Genomic DNA, 18,784 nt, shown 5'->3' with positions numbered 1-18,784 from the left:
GATCAATTACGACTGTCTGGCAACGCTTGGAGAGACTCACATGGACATACGTAAAACCGAAATGGAGCGAACCTCGATCGCCCTATTTTCCGCAACAACCCTGTTATCGTTTTGCTTGGCATCTTGGCCCACAAATCTCACCGCAGGCGACGCCGCTACAGGCCTGCGTGGCGTGCCACTTCGCTGGTGCGCGGTGCAAGGCAGCCCGGCCGTTACCGATCCCGGCGGCGTTGGAGAATCAAGCACCAATGACGTGCTATGGCGACGCCACGAACGTCCCAGTGACAATTTCTGGATACCGGGCGCCAACATAACATTTCGCAGTGGTTTCGCAGTCAAAGACCTGACGACCGATCAGATCGAGATCATCGGTGGCATCAATTTCCCCATTATCGACGATGTGAACATATCCGCTGGCTCACAGGAGGGGGACATCGAACTGAACACCACCGAACAGGAGGAAACCCTGGCCAAGTGCCGCGAAGCCTGGGATGCGATGGAGGTCGATATCAATGCGCAACGACAACTGGAAGGTAAAGATCCGGTTAACTTCTCCGGCCCCTTGGCCATCAATATCCGTCGTTTTGTCGACAGCGCCGGCAACGAGGGCTTCCTTGGCGGCAAAGGCGGCTTCTACTACTCGGCAAGCGCAGCTGCGGAGGACATCTGTAAAGATCCGTCCCTGATCATCAGCGTGGATGACGATGCCGGCTATGTATTTGTCAAAGACAATGCGCTACTGACGGCGGACGAGCGGGCATCCGGAATACTGATGGCTCACGAACTCGGTCATGCCCTGTTCCTCGAGCATGGCAACGGCCTGGACGATGACGAAGATGAGCTATTTGATGGCTACGGTGCGTCAGGGGGCTGTGATACGGACGAAGACGTTGACGCCGAGCCATTTTCACTGATGGCAACCAACACTAATAAGGGCACCAATGTGATCACCGACCTGCAACGGGACAGAGCCCGGATCGTGGCGGAAAAAATGCCGGGTAGCCATACCGACCCGCCGAATATTCTGATCCCGGGTCAAGCCTTCAGTGACCACCGTGTAGACCCCTTGCATGATGTCACCAACCGAGAAGTTGATATTAACTCGGTCGGCATGCTGGTGAACGATACGCTGCAATCGACCGCGCTGAACCATGTCCTCTTTGGCACCATTCCGATAGAAGTGGAAAATCAGTACCTGGTTTTTCTAGATCTGGACAATAACCCGGCGACCGGCGGTATGCCCTCCTCGCTGGGATTTAATACCAGCTTTCAGGGGGCCGAGCTGGTCACCCGAGTGGTGGTAACCTTCATTCCCCCACCCGCCATAACGGACGAATCTCTGAGCGAATCAACAGCTGACAGCCAGCTGGTGAATGGTTTTCGAATCGTGACGCCAACGGTCTGGAGATTCCAGTCAGGCAGCTTCGCGGAGATAAGCGATAGCGGCATCAGTGCCCAGGTCGGGACGATCCGGGACGCCGAAACCGGTGAAGACCGATATGATGTGGTGTCGATTCTGATGCCCAATTCGGTGAGAGGAGCAATAACGTCCGAAGCACGAATGCAGGCGATCGCCGAACAGTTGGGCGTAACCTCAGACATGGAGCTGGATCGTCTGCCAAACACTTCGCTGTTTGGCGCTGTCCCTCTGTTCCTGATCCATCCTGATTTTCCAGTGTGCGGTGTCGACTCGGCTGAAGTACCACAAGGCGGCGCCGCATCGGTAGAAGCCAGCGGCCTGATACCCGGCGAGACCGCCAAGGTCTTTATCGGCGACGACTTCGTGGCAATGGGGCAGATAGATGATCAGGGCAACGCCAACGTCGGCTTCTTCATACCTTACACAGCGCCGACCGGCCCAAGGCTGGTCACCGTGGGCGTGATGGGAACCGCGCTGACCGCCGACTGCTCCGTCGAGGTCACCGAAGGGGCACCTTTGGATATCGATGTGAAACCTGGCAGCGATCCGAATTGTATAAATAAAGACAATAAAGGCAGGGTCGCGATTGCCGTGCTGGGCCGGCCAGGGGTCGATCTTACGGAGATCGAGGCTGCGACCATCAGGCTGACAGATTCATCTTCTTCGGAGGTGGAACCGGTACGGATTTCCACCAACAAGGATGTCAGCGATCCACAAGATGGTATCAAGGATCTGGTCGCCCACTTCAAAACATCGGAATTACGGGACGTGGGAATGCTGTTCACCGGTAACGAACTGTTCATTACCGGCAGTTTCCAGGATGGAACTGTTTTTCTTAGCGACTCTGATGAAATTCAGATACCGGGGGATTCAAACTCATCATGCCAGTAGAACCTATAAAAATCTGAATAGGTTGTTCTCCGGTAACACCAGGCTTGGCGCATTAACCGCCAAGCAAATTATACGGACACCTACTGCCAAGGCACGCGCCCAGCGCCAAAATAAAAGAACCCAGCTGCCAAGCTGGGTTCTTATCACTGCGGACGAATCCCGTGCGGGAGCGTCCTTAAAACAACATTTGGCTTACAGCGGGGTACCCGTACCGTCTGCGTGCCACTTGAAGATACCGAACTCGAAGCCGATCAGGTCGCCCTTCTGGTCCCAGGTCAGCGGGCCCATCGCAGTATCGATGGTGTTGCCACGCAGTTCGTCGGCTACCTTGGCCGGGTCGTCCGCGCCAACCTTACCGATCACATCAACCATCGCCTGTACCGCTGCAACGCTGGTCCAGACGAACGGACCTGTCGGATCCTGTCCTTTGGACTTCATCAGCTCGACCACGTCTTTGTTCTTCGGCAGCAGGTCATAGCGCGCCGGCAGGGTCACCAGCAGGCCTTCAGCGGCTTCACCGGCGATGTTGGCAACCTCTTTGTTACCCACCGCTTCCGGACCCATGAACTGCGGATTGAAGCCAACCGCGTGGCTCTGACGCATGATCAGGCCCAGTTCCGGGTGGTAACCGCCGAAGTAAACGAAGTCGACGCCTTCTTTTTTCATTTTGGTGATCAGCGACGAGAAGTCCTTGTCGCCGGCAGTGACACCCTCGGTCATCACCACCTCGATACCGGAATCCATCAGCGTCTTACGGACAGACATCGCGATGCCTTCGCCATACTGCTGCTTGTCGTGGATCACAGCGACACGCTGCGGCTTGATGTTGGCCGCGACATAGCGCGCTGCGGTCGGGCCCTGGTCGGAGTCCAGGCCGATGGTGCGGAACACCATCTGGTAGCCACGTTCGGTGATGCTCGGGTTGGTGGAGCAGGTTACCGCCAGCACACCTTCCTCTTCATAGACATCGGTCGCCGGCTGGGTGGAGCTGGAGCACAGGTGGCCGACAACATACTGCACGCCGTCGGAAACGATCTTGTTGGCTACCGCCACCGCCTGTTTCGGATCGCAGGCGTCGTCGTATTCGACCGCTTCCAGCATCATGCCGTTAATACCGCCGGCCTTGTTGATCAGTTCGATTGCCGCGTGGGTACCGTTGAACTGCATGTCGCCGTACTGGGCCACGGGGCCAGTTTTCGGACCGGCGATACCGATCTTCAGCGTGTCAGCCGCGTGAGCGGACATTGCCACGGCAACGGAGAGAGCAAGGGTGGAGATTGATTTTTTCAGTAGTGACATCAGAGACTCCCTGATTATTTTTGTTATTCGCTCTAACAGAGTTGGTGGCGTTTGGGATCCGACCAATCGCCACCCCTCAAAGGTTCTCAGTAAACCTAGAGCAAACCTATCACGAGTTGCCCGGGCACGGTAGCGCCTGACAGGCAATTGATCGAATTTGTCCTGGCATGGATCAACAAATAACAGCAACCCGGCAAAGTGCCTGAAATATTTAAAAAAACCCGCTCCGGCAAAGCCGGGCGGGCTGAAGTGAGAGTAGCTGCCGCGGTCGACATGGGACGGTCCGCGGCAGTGGTTTAGAGCCTGTTTTTAGCGATTGAAACCTTACACGCTCGGCAGCAGCTGCTCCGGCATATAGCGGTTCAGCGTAGCACCCTGGATCAGCGCCTTGGCATTTTCGATATCCGGTGCGAAGTAGCGGTCCTTGTCGTAGAACGGCACCCGCTCACGCAGCTCGGTCTTGGCGGCTTCGACCAGCTCGCTGGCCTTCAACGGCGCGCGGAAATCCAGCCCCTGGCAGGCAGCCAGGTATTCCACGGCCAGGATGCCGGCGGTATTGTCAGCCATTTCGATCAGCCGGCGGCCGGCAAAGGTCGCCATCGACACATGGTCCTCCTGGTTGGCGGAGGTCGGCATGCTGTCCACCGAGGCCGGGTGAGCCAGGGTTTTATTCTCCGACGCCAACGCCGCAGAGGTCACCTGGGCGATCATGAAGCCGGAGTTGACACCACCATTGTTGACCAGGAACGGTGGCAGCTTGCTGAGGTTGGAGTCGATCAACAGCGCCATGCGACGCTCGGACAGCGCACCGATCTCGGCGATCGCCAGTGCCAGGTTGTCGGCCGCCATCGCCACCGGCTCGGCGTGGAAGTTACCGCCGGAGATGAAATCGTCCTCGTCGGCAAACACCAGCGGGTTATCGGACACCGCATTGGCCTCCACCAGCAGCACTTCGGCCGCCTGGCGGATCTGCCACAGGCAGGCACCCATCACCTGCGGCTGGCAGCGCAGCGAGTACGGGTCCTGCACCTTTTCGCACTGGGCGTGGGAGTTGCCGATCTCGGACTGCTCGCCCAGCAGGTGGCGGTAGGCGTTCGCCGCATCGATCTGGCCCTGCTGGCCGCGTGCGGCATGCAGGCGGGCGTCGAACGGCCGACGGCTGCCCAGCGCCGCTTCCACCGAGGTAGCGCCGGCCACGGTTGCGGCGGCATACAGGTCTTCGGCGGCGAACAGCCCCTGCAGAGCGAAGGCGGTCGATGCCTGGGTACCGTTCAGCAGCGCCAGCCCCTCTTTCGGCGCCAGGGTGATCGGCTCCAGACCGGCGATCTTCAGGCCTTCGGCACCGGACAGGCGGTCGCCCTTGTACAGCACCTCGCCCTCACCCAGCAGCACGGTGCTCATATGCGCCAGCGGCGCCAGGTCGCCGGACGCGCCGACCGAACCTTTCTGCGGCACGCAGGGGTAAACCTCGGCGTTGAGCAGCGTGATCAGTGCTTCGATCACCTCCAGCCGGATACCGGAGAAGCCGCGCGCCAGTGAGTTGATCTTCAACACCATCATCAGCCGCACGGTCGACTCATCCATCAGCTGACCGATACCGGCGGCATGGGACAGCACGATACTGCGCTGCAGCAGCTCCAGGTCTTCCGGCGCGATACGGGTGTTGGCCAGCAGGCCGAAGCCGGTGTTGATGCCGTAGACGACCCGCTGCTGCTCGATCACACGCGCGACCGCCGCGCTGCTGGCATGGATCGCCTGGTGGCTGGCCGGATCCAGCGCCAGCTCGACCGACTCATTGTTGAGCAGACGCAGTTCCGCCAGTGTCATCGAGCCCGGACGAATGGTGATTTTTTTCATCAATAGATTTCCTGAACTTATCGCAACTTAATCGGAAACAGTCGGCGGCGAGAGCCGGTCTGATACCGGGTCCCGCCGCATATCAGCCGGGCTCAGCCCTTCAGCATCGGCAGGTCCAGCCCCTGCTCCTTGGCACAGTTGATGGCGATATCGTAACCGGCATCGGCGTGACGCATAACGCCGGTGCCCGGATCGTTACGCAGCACCCGGCCCAGGCGCTGGGCGGCGGCATCGCTACCGTCGGCGACGATCACCACGCCGGCATGCTGACTGAAGCCCATGCCCACACCGCCACCGTGGTGCAGCGATACCCAGGTCGCGCCACCGGCAGTGTTCAGCAATGCGTTCAGCAGCGGCCAATCGGATACCGCGTCGGAGCCATCCTGCATCGCCTCGGTTTCGCGGTTCGGGCTGGCCACGGAGCCAGAGTCCAGGTGGTCGCGACCGATCACCACCGGCGCCTTCAGTTCACCATTTTTGACCATCTCGTTGAACGCCAGTGCCAGGCGGGCACGATCTTTCAGGCCGACCCAGCAGATACGGGCCGGCAGCCCCTGGAAGGCGATCCGCTCGCGGGCCATATCCAGCCAGTTGTGCAGGTGCGGATCGTCCGGGATCAGCTCCTTCACCTTCTGGTCGGTCTTGTAGATATCCTCCGGGTCGCCGGACAGCGCCACCCAGCGGAACGGGCCAACACCCTCGCAGAACAGCGGACGGATGTAGGCCGGCACGAAGCCCGGGAAATCGAAGGCGTTCTCGACGCCCTTCTCGAACGCCATCTGGCGGATGTTGTTGCCGTAGTCGGTGGTGGCGGCGCCACGGGCCTGCAACTCCAGCATCGCGCGCACCTGCAGCGCCATCGATTCCTTGGCGGCATCGACCACCGCCGCTTCGTCCTTCTGGCGCATCTCGGCGGCATATTCCATGGTCCAGCCCTTCGGCAGGTAGCCGTTCAGCGGATCGTGGGCGCTGGTCTGGTCGGTGCAGACATCCGGGGTGATACCGCGCTCGACCAGTTCCGGGAAGATGTCGGCACAGTTGCCCAGCAGGCCGACGGAGACCGCTTCGCCGTTGGCCTTGGCAGTTTCGATAATCTCCAGCGCCTCGTCCAGGCTGTAGGCTTTCTTGTCGACGTAGCGGGTGCGCAGACGGAAATCGATGCGGGTCTCGTCGCACTCGACCGCCAGGCAGGAGAAGCCCGCCATGGTCGCCGCCAGCGGCTGCGCACCGCCCATGCCGCCGAGACCGCCGGTCAGGATCCAGCGCCCGTTGGCGCCGCCGTTGAAGTGCTGCTTGGCCATCGCGGCGAAGGTTTCGTAAGTACCCTGCACGATACCCTGGGAACCGATGTAGACCCAGGAGCCGGCGGTCATCTGGCCGTACATCATCAGGCCTTTCTTATCCAGCTCGTTGAAGTGCTCCCAGTTGGCCCAGTGCGGTACCAGGTTGGAGTTGGCGATCAGCACCCGCGGCGCGTCGGCGTGGGTCTTGAACACGCCGACCGGCTTGCCGGACTGGATCAGCAGGGATTCGTCGTCCTCGAGACGCTGCAGCACTTCGATGATCTTGTCGTAGCACGCCCAGTTGCGGGCGGCGCGGCCGATGCCGCCGTAGACCACCAGCTCCTCCGGGCGTTCGGCGACATCCGGGTGCAGGTTGTTCATCAGCATCCGCATTGCAGCTTCGGTCAGCCAGCTCTTGCAGGTTTTCTCAGCACCGGTCGGGGCTTTGATGACACGGCTGGTATCGAGACGGGAATCAGTCATTATTTTTGGCCTCAGTTAACAATACAGTGGAACAGACGCGCAGCGACGCGGGCGGTCCAGTTATCGATATCGAAGTTCGGGTTGTACTCCGCGATATCGGCGAGTTTCAGTTTGCCGGTGCGGCGGATCACGGTAATCAGCGGCTCCAGCACTTCCAGCCCCACGCCTCTGGGCGCAGGTGCGCTGACCCCCGGCGCAACGCCGGCCGGCAGCACATCCAGATCGATGGTCAGGTACAGCAGGTCGCAGCCGTCCATGAACTGCTCCAGTTGCTGCAGGGTCTGCTCCAGCTGGAGCAGGCTCATATCGATATCCTTGCGGTAGCTGACCCCCAGCTCGTCGGCGCGCCGGAACAGCGCGGCGGTATTGGAGATCTCGCTGACGCCCAGGCAGCAGTAGTTGAACGGGTAACCGCGCTGCTCACATTGACGGGCAATCTGGTAGAACGGCGTACCGGAACTGCAGCCATTGCTGTCCAGCCGCAGGTCGAAGTGGGCATCGAAATTGATGATGCCGACCCGCGGCAGCTCGCCTTCGGCTGCCAGATGTTGCGCCAGCCCCAGCCAGCTGCCGTAGGCGACCTCGTGGCCACCGCCCAGCACCAGCGGAAAATGGCCGGCCGACAGGCAGCTTTCGACACGGTCGGCCAGCGCCTGATGTGCCTGTTCGAGCTGCTCGGCTTCGCAGACCACGTTGCCGGCGTCGTAGGCGGCGCGCTGCGGCGGCCAGGGCAGATTGGCCAGCGCACGGCGCAACTGGTCCGGCGCCTGGCGGGCACCGACCCGGCCCTTGTTGCGGCGCACCCCTTCGTCGGAGCAGAAACCGATCAGCGCGACGCCGGCCGGTTGCTCGGCCACTGTCGCCAGCGGCTCGATCCGCTGGTGCAGCCGGCCGGCCAGTTCGGCGACCTCTTCGCTGTCGACCCGGCCGCTCCAGATCTCATGGAACTTGCTGTCAGGCATGGCTCGGCTCCCCATCGACGATCCGCTGGCGGATCGGGTTGACGCCGAACTGGTAGGCCAGCTCGGCCGGATGTTCGATATCCCACAGCAGCATGTCGGCGCGCATGCCGACCTTAAGCTGGCCGATCTCGCCGGCCTGGCCCAGCGCCTGGGCGCCGAAGCGGGTCGCACCGGCCAGCGCCTCCTCCGGGGTCAGCCGGAACAGCGTGCAGGCCATGTTCATCGCCAGCCGCAACGAGGCCAGCGGCGACGAGCCCGGATTCAGATCGGTGGCCACCGCCATCGGCACCCGGTGCTTACGCAGCAGTTCGATCGGCGGCAGTTTGGTATCGCGCAGGAAGTAGAACGCGCCCGGCAGCAGCGTGGCGACGGTACCGGCCGCGGCCAGCGCCTCGACGCCGGCCTCGTCCAGCCACTCAAGGTGGTCGACCGACCAGGCGCCGTAGCGGGCCGCCAGCGCCGCGCCCTGCTGGTTGGACAGCTGCTCGACATGGGCGCGGATACCCAGCCCGTGCTGCTGCGCCGCCTGGAACACCCGCTCGCACTGGGCCGGGCTGAAGGCGATGGTTTCGCAGAACACATCGACCGCATCGGCCAGCCCTTCGGCGACCGCGGCCGGGATCAACTCGTTGCAGACCAGATCGATATAACCGTCGGCGTCGTCCTGGAACTCCGGCGGCAGCGCATGGGCGCCCAGCAGCGAGGTGGACACCCGTACCGGATGACGCTCGCCCAGCTGGCGGGCGGCGCGCAGCATATTCAGTTCGCTTTCGACGTTCAGGCCGTAGCCGGACTTGATCTCCACCGAGGTCACGCCTTCGGCCAGCAGCGCCTTCAGGCGCGGCTCGGACAGCTCCACCAGCTGTTTGACGCTGGCCTCGCGGGTCGCCCGTACGGTCGACAGAATGCCGCCGCCCTGACGGGCGATCTCTTCGTAGCTGGCACCGAGCAGACGCTGCTCGAACTCCTTGGCCCGGCTACCGGCGTACACCAAGTGGCTGTGCGCATCGACCAGCCCCGGCGTCAGCCAGCCGCCACGGGCATCGGTCACCTTGCCCGGCAAGCGTGCGGCATCCAGCGTCTCCATCGGTGCAATCACCTGGATGCGGCTGTCACTGACCCCCACCGCCTGGTTGAACAACGCGCCATAGGGACGCTCGACCGCCGGGTCGAAGGTCGCCAGGTTGGCGTTGATCCAGATTCGCTCACAAAACTCGAACACGATGTTAACTCTCGTTCGTTGAAACTTTGTATATACATATGTATATCACAACATTTAAAAAAGGCAAAACCCCGCGCTGAAATATTTTCCGCCGCCAACCTCTCTGCCACAGGGCGCAACCATGGCGAAAACGCCCACCCTTATGCATAAAGACCCTAACCATCTGTTATTTCGATAGTTTCTATCTTGAAACCAGGTAATTGACGAGCACTCGGCGGTTCACTCTCGATCACCGCCCGACATCAGGCGACAGATTCCCCAGCCCTCGGCGGCAGGGCTGTCAACGCGCGGCCATCCCCTCACGGCTGCCAAAGAACACCAGTCTTTGTATATACATTAATGCAAACCATAAAAAAGCCCGGCCCAACCTCATGCTGGACCGGGCTCCGGGCAGACCGGACGAAGGTTAACCCGCCACCAGGCCTTCGGCATAAAACGCCACCGGCGCCGCCAGCAAGATGGTCAGCGCCACCCGCTGGTACCAGATGATCAGCATCTGGCGGATGGTCAGCGGGATGTCGGTCGACAGGATGCAGGGGATCGATGCCGAGAAGAACAGGATCGACGAGATCGCCACCACCCCGGTGACGAACTTGGCGGCCAGCGCCCCCTTGGCCATCAGCAGCGCCGGCAGGAACATCTCGGCCAGGCCGGTGGCCGACGCCTTGGCCACCTCAAGCGGTTCCGGCAATTGGGCCAGCAAGGTGAACTGATAGAACAGGTAACCGAGCCAATCGAACAGCGGCGTGTACTTGGCGACCAGCAGGCCGATCAGCCCCACCGACATGATCGACGGCAGGATGCTCATCGCCATCAGCAGGCCTTCCTGCAGGTTACGGCGGATATTGAGCCACAGCGGTGCGGCCTGCTCGGCGGCCGCCAGCCCTTCGGCCAGCGCCTGCTTGATGCGCGGCTGACTCAGTTGCTCGCTCTCCGGATTGGCCGCCTGGTCATCCATCCGGTTCAGAGGATAGATCCGTACGGTGATCGCGGTAACCGCAAAGGTGATCAGCAGCGTCGACCAGAAGAACAGGTTCCAGATCTCCATCACCCCCAGGGTTTTGGCGACGATGATCATGAAGGTAGCCGACACCGTGGAGAAGCCGGTGGCGATGATCGCCGCCTCCTTGGCGGAGTACTGGCCGGACTTGTAGACCCGGTTGGTGATCAGCAGGCCGATCGAGTAGCTGCCGACAAATGAAGCCACCGCATCGATCGCCGACTTGCCCGGCGTCTTGAACAGCGGTCGCATGATCGGCTGGAACAGCACCCCGATCAGCTCCAGCAGGCCGTAGCTGATCAGGAACGCCAGGAAGATCGCACCGATCGGCACGATCAGGCCAACGGGAATCACCAACTTGCTGAACAGGAACGGCAGCATGTCCTTTTCGAACAGCAGCGCCGGGCCCAGTTCGAAAAACGCCATCAGCGAGGCCACCACCCCCAGCAGTTTCAGCAACGAAAACACCGTATGCGCGGTATTGTCGCGCCAGGTGCCGCGGACGAACGGATAGAGGCCGCCGGCGATGATCACCAACAGGGCGTAAAGTGCGGCGCCCTGTGCCTGGTTGCCACGCAGCCAGGAAACCAGGTGATCCAGCGGAATGGTGGCCTTGCCAGCCAGTTCGACGGGAACGAAAAAGAAGAAGATACCGACCAGGCTGAACAACGTCAGTTTGGCCAGCGCCAGCGGTTTGAAACCGATCAGATCGACTGTCTCATCTCGATTCATTGGAGTGCCTTTTTATTTTATTCGAGAGCCAGAGGCCCCAAGGGTTGAATCCAACGTCCTTCCGCATGAGCGCGCCATACCGCAGTCCGGCCACCGCCTCCTTCGCCGCCGGTCTGCCGCCTCACCACTCATGTATATCTATGTATATACATTTATGGGAGTGATGTAAACGCATGAAAAGCCCGAAAACAGGCGGGAGCCAGCTCTTCCATCCAGTTGACGATGCGGGAATATTGAGATAAAGAATTGAAGTATATACAATTATGCGTTTTGCATCAGGGCAGGTGACGGGTGAGCAACAGGCCACGCTATCAGCAGATCAAGAGCTTTATCCTGGACGGTATCAAACAGCAGACATACCAGCCCGGCAGCAAGATCCCGACCGAAACCGAGCTGGCGCGCCAGTTCGAAGTCAGCCGCATGACCGTCAACAAGGCGATCCGTGACCTGGTGCAGGAAAACCTGCTGGTGCGCTATCCGGGGCTGGGCACCTTCGTGTCGGATGCCAAGGCCGAATCCCCGCTGGCCGACATCAAGAATATCGCCGAAGAGGTGCGACTGCGTGGCCACGAGTACAGCTGCCGGGTGATCGAGTTGAAAGACTCGGTAGCCAACGAAACGGTGGCGCTGCAGATGGGGATGCCGATCGGCACCCCGGTCTACCACTCGGTGATCGTGCATATGGAAAACGGTCTGCCGATCCAGCTGGAGAACCGCTACGTCGCCGCCGCGCTGGTGCCGGGCTACCTGGAACAGGACTTCAGCAAGGCCACCCCCAACGAATACCTGTCCAAGATCTGCCCGATCTCCAGCATCGAGCATATCGTCGAAGCGGTACTGCCCAGCGAGCAGGTCCAGCTGCTGCTGGATATCGACGCCAACACCCCCTGCATCCAGGTCAACCGGCGCACCTGGTCCGACAGCCGGCTGATCAGCTTCGCCTGCCTGACCCATCCGGGCACCCGCTACAAGCTGCGCTCGATCACCTCGATCAGCGGCTGAGCCGCCCCCCTCGGTCGCGATAGAGCGTTAGTGCGATGGCGCCCCGGGTGGCGCCCTACCGATCCCAAAGACCACGGCAGGTGTTCAGCCAGCTGCGCATTACCGAAATACTTGCTGGCTGGCCGAACTCCGCTATCAAGATACCGAAAAATATCAGTGCGCGGTCCAGCCGCCATCGATCGGCAGCGCGGTACCGGTCATGGCCTTGGCGGCATCGCTGCATAGATAGAGCGCCAGCGCACCGATCGCCGCCGGCTGCACCATCTCCGGATAGGGCGCCTTGGCTTTGACCAACCCCAACCGTGCATCCTCCACGGCTTGTCCGTGCTGTTCGGCAAAGCGGGCGATCTGATCGTTCAGTAGCGGGGTGTCGGTCCAGCCCGGGCAGATACAGTTGGCGGTGATACCCTGCTCCGCGGTCTCCATTGCCACCACCTTGGTAAAACCGACCAGGCCGTGCTTGGCAGCACAGTAGGCCGACTTCTCCGCCGACGCCACCAGGCCATGCACTGAAGCGATATTGATGATCCGCCCCCAACCGTTCCGCGCCATCAGCGGTAGAGCCCGGCGGGTGGCGTGGAAGGCGGCACTGAGATTGATAGCGATGATCGCATCCCACTTGTCGGCAGGAAACTCGCTGACCGGCGCGGTGTACTGGATACCGGCGTTGTTGACCAGCACATCAAGCCGACCGAACTGCTCGATGGTGGTATCGACCAACCGCTCCACTTCGCTCGGCTGCATCAGGTTGGCGCTGCAGTAACGCACCTCGGCGCCGGTTTCCGTGGCCAGCTCTTCGGCCAAATCGTTGCCTTCCGCTTCCGCCTCCAGGCCGTGCATCATGATGCGCGCGCCCTGTTCCGCCAAGGTGCGGGCGATCGCCAGCCCGATGCCGCTGGACGAGCCGGTTACCAACACCACTTTCTGATTCAGCATACTGTTCTCCTGTTATTTTGCTGCGCTGTCTAGCAGAGTCCAAAGCCAAACCAAAATCCGTGCCATATATATTTATTCCTTACTAAACAAATAGTTACAAAAACAAAAAAGACAGGCTCCGGCAAAACCAGACACTATCGACTGAATATCGAGACAGATCTGTCCAGTGAGTGTTAGCCAGCCCCGATGCAGCGCCCGGCCGCACCCATTGACGGCAGCTGATACAGATCAGCAAAACATCAGGCGAGCCGCCCGCCCGACAGCCGAACTTTCTATACTGCTATGAATAGATCTGCGGGGAGCGGCAGATGTTCTACACCGCCGAATTTCTGATTGCTGTGGGCGGCATCCTGTTGCTGGGACTGGCAACAGACTTTCTTGGCCGGCACACCTTCCTGCCACGGGTGACCCTGCTGCTGTTGTTCGGCATACTGATCGGTGACCAGGGACTGGCGCTGATTCCAGCGTTCTTTCTCGATCGCTTTGAACTGATCACCGACATGGCGCTGTTGATGATCGGTTTCCTGCTCGGTGGCCGGCTGACCCGGGATAGCCTGTCCCGCAACCGTGCTCAGCTACTGTTCATCTCTATAACAGCCGCTCTGCTCACCTCGCTGACCGTGCTGGCAGGATTGATTTTGCTGGGCCTTCCGTTTCCGGTGGCGCTGCTGCTGGGCTGCATCGCCGCCGCCACCGCCCCGGCCGCCACCGTCGATACGGTACTCAGCTCCGGTAGCCCGAAACCGTTCGCCAACCTGCTGTTGCTGATCGTGGCAATTGACGATATCTGGGCCCTGTTGCTGTTCAGCCTGTCGATGGCCTGGATCACGTCGATCAACGGTGGCGCGGACGCGGCATCGCCGCTGCTGCAGGCCGGTTATGAGATCGGCGGCGCGCTGGCACTGGGGCTGGCACTGGGCTTACCGGCCAGCTACCTGACCGGTCGGCTCCGACCGGGCCAGCCACTACTGACCGAGGCGCTGGGGCTGGTGTTGCTGTGCGGCGGCCTGGCCATCTGGCTGGAGGTGTCCTTCCTGATCGCCTCGATGGCGATGGGTATGCTGATCGCCAACCTGGCTTCGCACCATGACTACGCCTTTCATGAGATCGAGAATATCGAATGGCCGCTCATGGTGATCTTTTTCGTGCTGGCCGGCGCCTCGCTGGATATCGAGCTACTGCAACAACTCGGCGCAATCGGGCTAACGTATGTCCTCTGTCGCACGTTGGGAAAAATCGTCGGCGGCTGGCTCGGCGGATCGCTCAGCGGAGCTCCCGCAGCCACCCGGCGCTGGATCGGTATCGCCATGCTGCCGCAAGCGGGCGTACCGGTGGGGATGGCGCTGGTCGCCGCCAACCAGTTTCCCGAGTATCGTCAGCTCTGCCTGTCGATCGTGATCGGCACCACGGTACTGTTCGAGCTGCTCGGCCCGGTACTGACCCGCCTGGCGCTGCGCAAAGCGGCTAGCTGACCGCCATATCGATGATTCCAGCGCCGCCTGCGAGGGTGCTAAACTTGTGCGTTAACCGCAAATTTGAAGAGCGTTCGCGATGGAAGACGTTTACCTGGCCCTGCGTGAAAACAATGCCGATGTGCTGATGCCGCTGGAACTGCCGGACGAAGACCAGTTGGTGGAGATTGAGGAGCAGATCCTGATCCAGCTGCCGCACGAGTACCGCGAGTTCCTGCTAAAAGTCAGCGATGTGATCTACGGTTCGATCGAACCGGTCACCGTGGCCGACCCGCAATCCCACACCTACCTGCCGGAGGTGGCCGCCACCGCCTGGTCGCTTGGCGTACCGCGCGAACTGATCCCGGTCTGCGAGGCTAACGGTGCCTACTACTGTATCTCGCAGGAGGGCGAGATCCTGTTCTGGCAGGACGGCGAACTCGACGAGTCACAGTGCTGGAGTTCTATCTGGCACTGGGCCAAGGATGTCTGGCTGGAAAGCTGAGCCCGATCCGCCGCAGACGCCGCTGTGCGTCTGCGGTACGGCGGTATCGGCAAATTAGCCGCTAGTCAGCCACCATATCCACCTGCCGCTGGCAATAATCTTCCACCCCATCAAGCAAAGCCCCGCAAGCCAGCAGCCCGGCCAGTTCATACGCCGGCTGCGGTCGACCGGTCAGATAGCCCTGTACCGCATGACAGCCGGCCCGTTGCAGGAAATGCAGCTGTTCAACGGTCTCCACCCCCTCTGCCACCACCCGCAGCTTCAGATTATTGCCCAGCGCAACGATGGCGGTGACCAGGGTCTCGTCGTCCGGATCGTCGCCCAGGTCACGAACAAATTCGCGGTCGATCTTCAGGATATTGAACGGATAATGCTTCAGATAGCCCAGCGATGAGTAGCCGGTACCGAAATCGTCGATGGCGATGGCGATATCCAGCGCCCGCAGCTCCTCCAGCATCTCCCGGGCCCGTACCGGGTCGCTGATCAGCACCCCTTCGGTCACCTCGATAATGAAGCGCTGCGGCGGCAGTTGATAGTGCGCCAGGTTGTGTTTCAGTTGCTCCAGAAAGGCTCCGCTGACCAGCTGGCGCGGCGACACGTTGATCGACACCTGGAACTCGCGATAACCCTGCGCTTCCCAGCTGGTCACCTGGCGGAACACCTCAGCCACCAGCCAGCGGTCGATCTCGTTGATGATCCCGGTCTGCTCCGCCACCGGGATGAAGTCGGTCGGCGATACCGGCCCCGCGTCGGTGAACCAGCGCAGCAACACCTCCACCGACAACAGCTTGCGCTGGCGGACATCGACGATCGGCTGGTAGTGCAGACTCAGCTCATTATTCGCCAGCGCCCGGCGCAACTTCTGCTCCAGGTCGAATCGCTCATCCATATGGCCCTTCATCTCGTCACGGAACAACCGCCAGGTATTCTTGCCGGCGTTCTTGGCGGCATACATCGCGGTGTCGGCGCTCTTGAGCAACAGCTCCTTGCTGTCGCCGTGCTGACTGTACAGGGCCACACCGATACAGGCCGAAACGGTGACTTCGTAGTCACCCAGCAGGAACGGCTTACGCATCTGCTCCAACAATTGTTCGGCCAACATGCCGGCGTTGGCCGCCTGCTGGGTATCGTTGATGATCAGCAGGAACTCGTCGCCGCCCAGCCGGGCCACGGTATCGCTTTCACGCACCCGCTGGCGGATCCGTTCGGCGGCCTGCACCACCAGCTGATCACCGGCATCGTGGCCCAGGGTATCGTTGACGTTCTTGAAATCGTCCAGGTCGATGAACATCACCGCAAAGCTCTGCCGGTAGCGCTTGGCGTGCTTGATGGCAGCCTCCAGCTGCTCCATCGCCAGGGTGCGATTAGGCAGGCCGGTCAGGTCGTCGTGGAACGCCAGGTAATGGATATGCTGCTCCTGCTCGATCCGCCAGGTGATATCCTCCTTCACCGCAATGTAGTGGCTGACCCGGCCCTGGTCGTCCATCACCGGGCCGATCACCGCATCCTCCCAGTAGAGCGAGCCGTCCTTATGGCGGTTGCGGAAGCGGCCGCGCCAGATCTCGCCACTCAGCAACGTCTGCCACAGCTTACGGTATTCCTCGTCCGGAGTATGACCGCTGCGCAGGATCGACGGTTTGCGCCCCTTCACCTCCGCCGCACTGTAGCCGGAAGTTTCACTGAATTTCTCGTTGGTGTACTGAATACGGCCGTCCGGACCGGTGATCATCACCACCATCGGGCTCTGGTGGGTGGCAAAGGCGAATTTACGCAATTCGGCCTCACGTTCGACCAGGGTATCGGCCATCTCGTTGAAAGCGCCGGCGATCTGACCCAATTCATCAGCCGAACCGACCGGAATCCGCCGGCCGGTCTCACCGCCGGCAAAGCGTCTCATACCGTCGATCAGCGGCTGCAACCGGTGATCCAGTTGCCAGGCCAACCAGAAGGCGGCGACCGTGGTCAGTCCGATAATTACCAGCAACGCACTGGCCAGCCAGACGCTCAGGTTACCGACCGACTGCTCGATCTGTTTCTGGCTTTGGTACAGGTTACCCTGGGTGGCAGAGCGCAGCACCGACAGCTCGGCCAGCAGCTGCTCGCCGGCCCGGTTGGCGGCACTGTGAAACTGCTCGCTGTTGGTCCCGATGGTGATATAACCAAAGCCGCGCTGGCTGTTGTACTGCCCGGTGTAATAGGGGATCACCGCGACGGTATTGAGCTTCCACAGGCCCGCCCAGAAGATCCGGAACGAGCCGGAACCGCCCTGCTCGGTGATCTGCTGCCAGCCGCTGCACTGGGGGGCGAAGTTCAGGTGGCGGCAATCGGCGGCCAGGGTGCCGGCGCGCAGCTGTGCCAGGGCCGGCTTGACGGCCAGCGACTGGTCGCGAAAGGCGGGTTGCTCCGCCAGGAACTGGTCGATCGGCTGGCCGCTGGCCTGCCAGGCCTGGTAAGTTTGCTGATCCAACCAGGGCGCCACCGGGGCCCCGCTGGCCGGATCGTAGCCGACGATATGGTAATGGCGCGGATGGTGGATGGTGCGCCCCTTGTGGTCGAGCAGAAACGCGTAGTTGCCGCTGGCCGGGTCGGGGACACTGCCGTAGCGCTGCTCGGTCGGCACCAGATAGTCGGTAAACTCGGCCAGGTGGCGCTGATCCAGCGCCAGCGACACGTAGCCCAGCTTGACACCGTTGCGGACCACCGGCGTTACCCAGCGGATCAGACCGCGGTAGCGCCGTCCGACCGGGTTCTCCAGCCCGGCGTAGGCCGCCTGTTCAGGCTGGAACACCTGCCCGGCCTGCGCCAGCCGCTCCGGCAGATACGGGCCGATGAACGTACTGCCGACATAGCCGCCGATCTGGTCCGACACGTAGATATCGCCGGCCTCAAGCGACGCCAGCTGCTCGAAATAGCGCTCCGCACGCACGAAGGTGTTGGCCGGCTGGCTGATATCGCGCGTCTGGTCGCTCATCAGCTCTGACTCGACCACTTTCAACTGCTCGCGTCCCTGCGGGTCGAAGAAGGTCATCTCCAGGTAGAGCGGTGCCGGGCGGCGCCTGCGCGCCACCTCCGGCGGCCGGACATTCAGGTCGGACAGCGACGCAACCCCTGGCGGGGCAGCCACTGCAGGCGGCTCCGCGGCGGGCGGCTCAACGGGCAGCCACTGCCGGCCATCCTCGCTAAGGCGGAACTCGGGAGGCTCAGTCAGCAGTTCTCGACGCTCGGCCAGGAAACGGCGGTAACTGTCTAAATCGGGGTCAAGCGCGGCGGCCGCCTGGATATCGCGGTCGCGCCGATAGAGAATCCCGGCAATCTGGCGGGCGGTGTCGGTGGTCAACCGTTCGATATTTTCACGGGACCTGTGATCCAGCGCCCGCTCGGTATCCCTGACCAGCCGCTCGCCGGTGGTCTGGGTAATGCCCCTGAAGCTATCCACCAGTTGGGCATGCAAACGGCTGACATATTCACCCAGCTCCGCAGCCTGATTAAGTGTCAGATAGGAGATCGCCGCCAGCGGGATCAACTCCAGCAGCAAAAAGATAACGATCAGGCGTTTTCTGATACTCACGACCAGACTCCAATACGTGAGCAGCGCATCCCGGCAGGCTACACCTTCCTGCAGAACCCGGCCCCTCGCCCGGCTCAGCTGCGCCCTTGCAGTTCTTGATGGCTCTCAAGCAACGCTATCAAATCCGATCGCAAACGAGAAACGAAAAGTGTCACTTTATTGACCCAGGCCCA

Annotated in this window: 12 protein-coding genes; 4 read left to right on the top strand and 8 right to left on the bottom strand. The window is 61.4% G+C overall.

What is annotated here, in order from left to right:
- The first annotated feature begins 40 nt into the window (after positions 1 to 40).
- A complete protein-coding gene (locus K6T12_RS10205; protein WP_222222086.1) occupies positions 41 to 2,311 on the top strand; it encodes a hypothetical protein in 2,271 nt (756 codons plus the stop codon).
- A 192-nt stretch (positions 2,312 to 2,503) separates the two neighbouring features.
- Here the strand turns inward: K6T12_RS10205 and K6T12_RS10200 are convergent, their stop codons facing one another.
- The 6 genes from K6T12_RS10200 to K6T12_RS10175 all read right to left on the bottom strand — a co-directional run bounded on the left by K6T12_RS10200 (position 2,504) and on the right by K6T12_RS10175 (position 11,149).
- Positions 2,504 to 3,610, bottom strand: coding sequence for a branched-chain amino acid ABC transporter substrate-binding protein (locus tag K6T12_RS10200; protein ID WP_222222084.1), 1,107 nt, complete (start codon positions 3,608 to 3,610; stop codon positions 2,504 to 2,506).
- A gap of 324 nt (positions 3,611 to 3,934) precedes the next feature.
- Positions 3,935 to 5,467: a histidine ammonia-lyase gene (gene hutH / locus K6T12_RS10195; RefSeq protein ID WP_222222082.1), complete on the bottom strand. Its 1,533-nt coding sequence runs from the start codon at positions 5,465 to 5,467 to the stop codon at positions 3,935 to 3,937.
- A gap of 92 nt (positions 5,468 to 5,559) precedes the next feature.
- The gene (gene hutU / locus K6T12_RS10190) at positions 5,560 to 7,233 is read right to left on the bottom strand and encodes a urocanate hydratase (RefSeq protein ID WP_222222080.1); all 1,674 of its coding nucleotides are present in this window, start codon (positions 7,231 to 7,233) and stop codon (positions 5,560 to 5,562) included.
- Between the two features lie 11 nt (positions 7,234 to 7,244).
- Positions 7,245 to 8,195, bottom strand: a complete 951-nt coding sequence (hutG, locus tag K6T12_RS10185) for a formimidoylglutamase (RefSeq protein ID WP_222222078.1) — start codon at positions 8,193 to 8,195, stop codon at positions 7,245 to 7,247.
- The gene (hutI, locus tag K6T12_RS10180) at positions 8,188 to 9,417 is read right to left on the bottom strand and encodes an imidazolonepropionase (RefSeq protein WP_315853590.1); all 1,230 of its coding nucleotides are present in this window, start codon (positions 9,415 to 9,417) and stop codon (positions 8,188 to 8,190) included. The genes hutG and hutI overlap by 8 nt, the downstream gene beginning before the upstream one ends.
- A 406-nt stretch (positions 9,418 to 9,823) precedes the next feature.
- Entirely contained in the window at positions 9,824 to 11,149 is a 1,326-nt protein-coding gene (locus K6T12_RS10175; RefSeq protein WP_222222076.1) for a YjiH family protein, read from the bottom strand.
- Positions 11,150 to 11,440: 291 nt separating this feature from the next.
- Here K6T12_RS10175 and hutC point away from each other — a divergent pair, with 291 nt between their 5' ends.
- Entirely contained in the window at positions 11,441 to 12,151 is a 711-nt protein-coding gene (hutC, locus tag K6T12_RS10170) for a histidine utilization repressor (RefSeq protein WP_222222074.1), read from the top strand.
- Between the two features lie 153 nt (positions 12,152 to 12,304).
- On the opposite strand, the gene K6T12_RS10165 is transcribed toward hutC, so the two are convergent.
- On the bottom strand, positions 12,305 to 13,087 hold the full coding sequence (locus K6T12_RS10165) for a 3-hydroxybutyrate dehydrogenase (RefSeq protein ID WP_222222072.1): 783 nt from the start codon (positions 13,085 to 13,087) through the stop codon (positions 12,305 to 12,307).
- Positions 13,088 to 13,395: 308 nt separating this feature from the next.
- On the opposite strand from K6T12_RS10165, the gene K6T12_RS10160 reads away from it, so the two are divergent.
- Positions 13,396 to 14,559: a cation:proton antiporter gene (locus K6T12_RS10160; protein ID WP_222222070.1), complete on the top strand. Its 1,164-nt coding sequence runs from the start codon at positions 13,396 to 13,398 to the stop codon at positions 14,557 to 14,559.
- Positions 14,560 to 14,638: 79 nt separating this feature from the next.
- Positions 14,639 to 15,043 (top strand): SMI1/KNR4 family protein, encoded by a 405-nt coding sequence (locus K6T12_RS10155; RefSeq protein WP_222222068.1) that lies wholly within the window; start codon positions 14,639 to 14,641, stop codon positions 15,041 to 15,043.
- 61 nt (positions 15,044 to 15,104) lie between these two features.
- Here K6T12_RS10155 and K6T12_RS10150 read toward each other — a convergent pair whose 3' ends face one another.
- Positions 15,105 to 18,611 (bottom strand): putative bifunctional diguanylate cyclase/phosphodiesterase, encoded by a 3,507-nt coding sequence (locus K6T12_RS10150; RefSeq protein ID WP_222222066.1) that lies wholly within the window; start codon positions 18,609 to 18,611, stop codon positions 15,105 to 15,107.
- Between the last annotated feature and the right edge of the window lie 173 nt (positions 18,612 to 18,784).

The sequence above is a fragment of the Marinobacterium arenosum genome, from assembly GCF_019795155.1.
GTDB lineage: Bacteria > Pseudomonadota > Gammaproteobacteria > Pseudomonadales > Balneatricaceae > Marinobacterium_C > Marinobacterium_C arenosum.
This window is presented reverse-complemented; position numbering and strand designations above follow the sequence as displayed.

Bases quoted from the DNA above. Each gene is read 5' to 3' on its own strand.
- K6T12_RS10205 (WP_222222086.1), top strand. From the start codon at position 41: ATGGACATACGTAAAACCGAAATGGAGCGAACCTCGATCGCCCTATTT.
- K6T12_RS10200 (WP_222222084.1), bottom strand. From the start codon at position 3,610: ATGTCACTACTGAAAAAATCAATCTCCACCCTTGCTCTCTCCGTTGCC.
- hutH (WP_222222082.1), bottom strand. From the start codon at position 5,467: ATGAAAAAAATCACCATTCGTCCGGGCTCGATGACACTGGCGGAACTG.
- hutU (WP_222222080.1), bottom strand. From the start codon at position 7,233: ATGACTGATTCCCGTCTCGATACCAGCCGTGTCATCAAAGCCCCGACC.
- hutG (WP_222222078.1), bottom strand. From the start codon at position 8,195: ATGCCTGACAGCAAGTTCCATGAGATCTGGAGCGGCCGGGTCGACAGC.
- K6T12_RS10175 (WP_222222076.1), bottom strand. From the start codon at position 11,149: ATGAATCGAGATGAGACAGTCGATCTGATCGGTTTCAAACCGCTGGCG.
- K6T12_RS10165 (WP_222222072.1), bottom strand. From the start codon at position 13,087: ATGCTGAATCAGAAAGTGGTGTTGGTAACCGGCTCGTCCAGCGGCATC.
- K6T12_RS10160 (WP_222222070.1), top strand. From the start codon at position 13,396: ATGTTCTACACCGCCGAATTTCTGATTGCTGTGGGCGGCATCCTGTTG.
- K6T12_RS10155 (WP_222222068.1), top strand. From the start codon at position 14,639: ATGGAAGACGTTTACCTGGCCCTGCGTGAAAACAATGCCGATGTGCTG.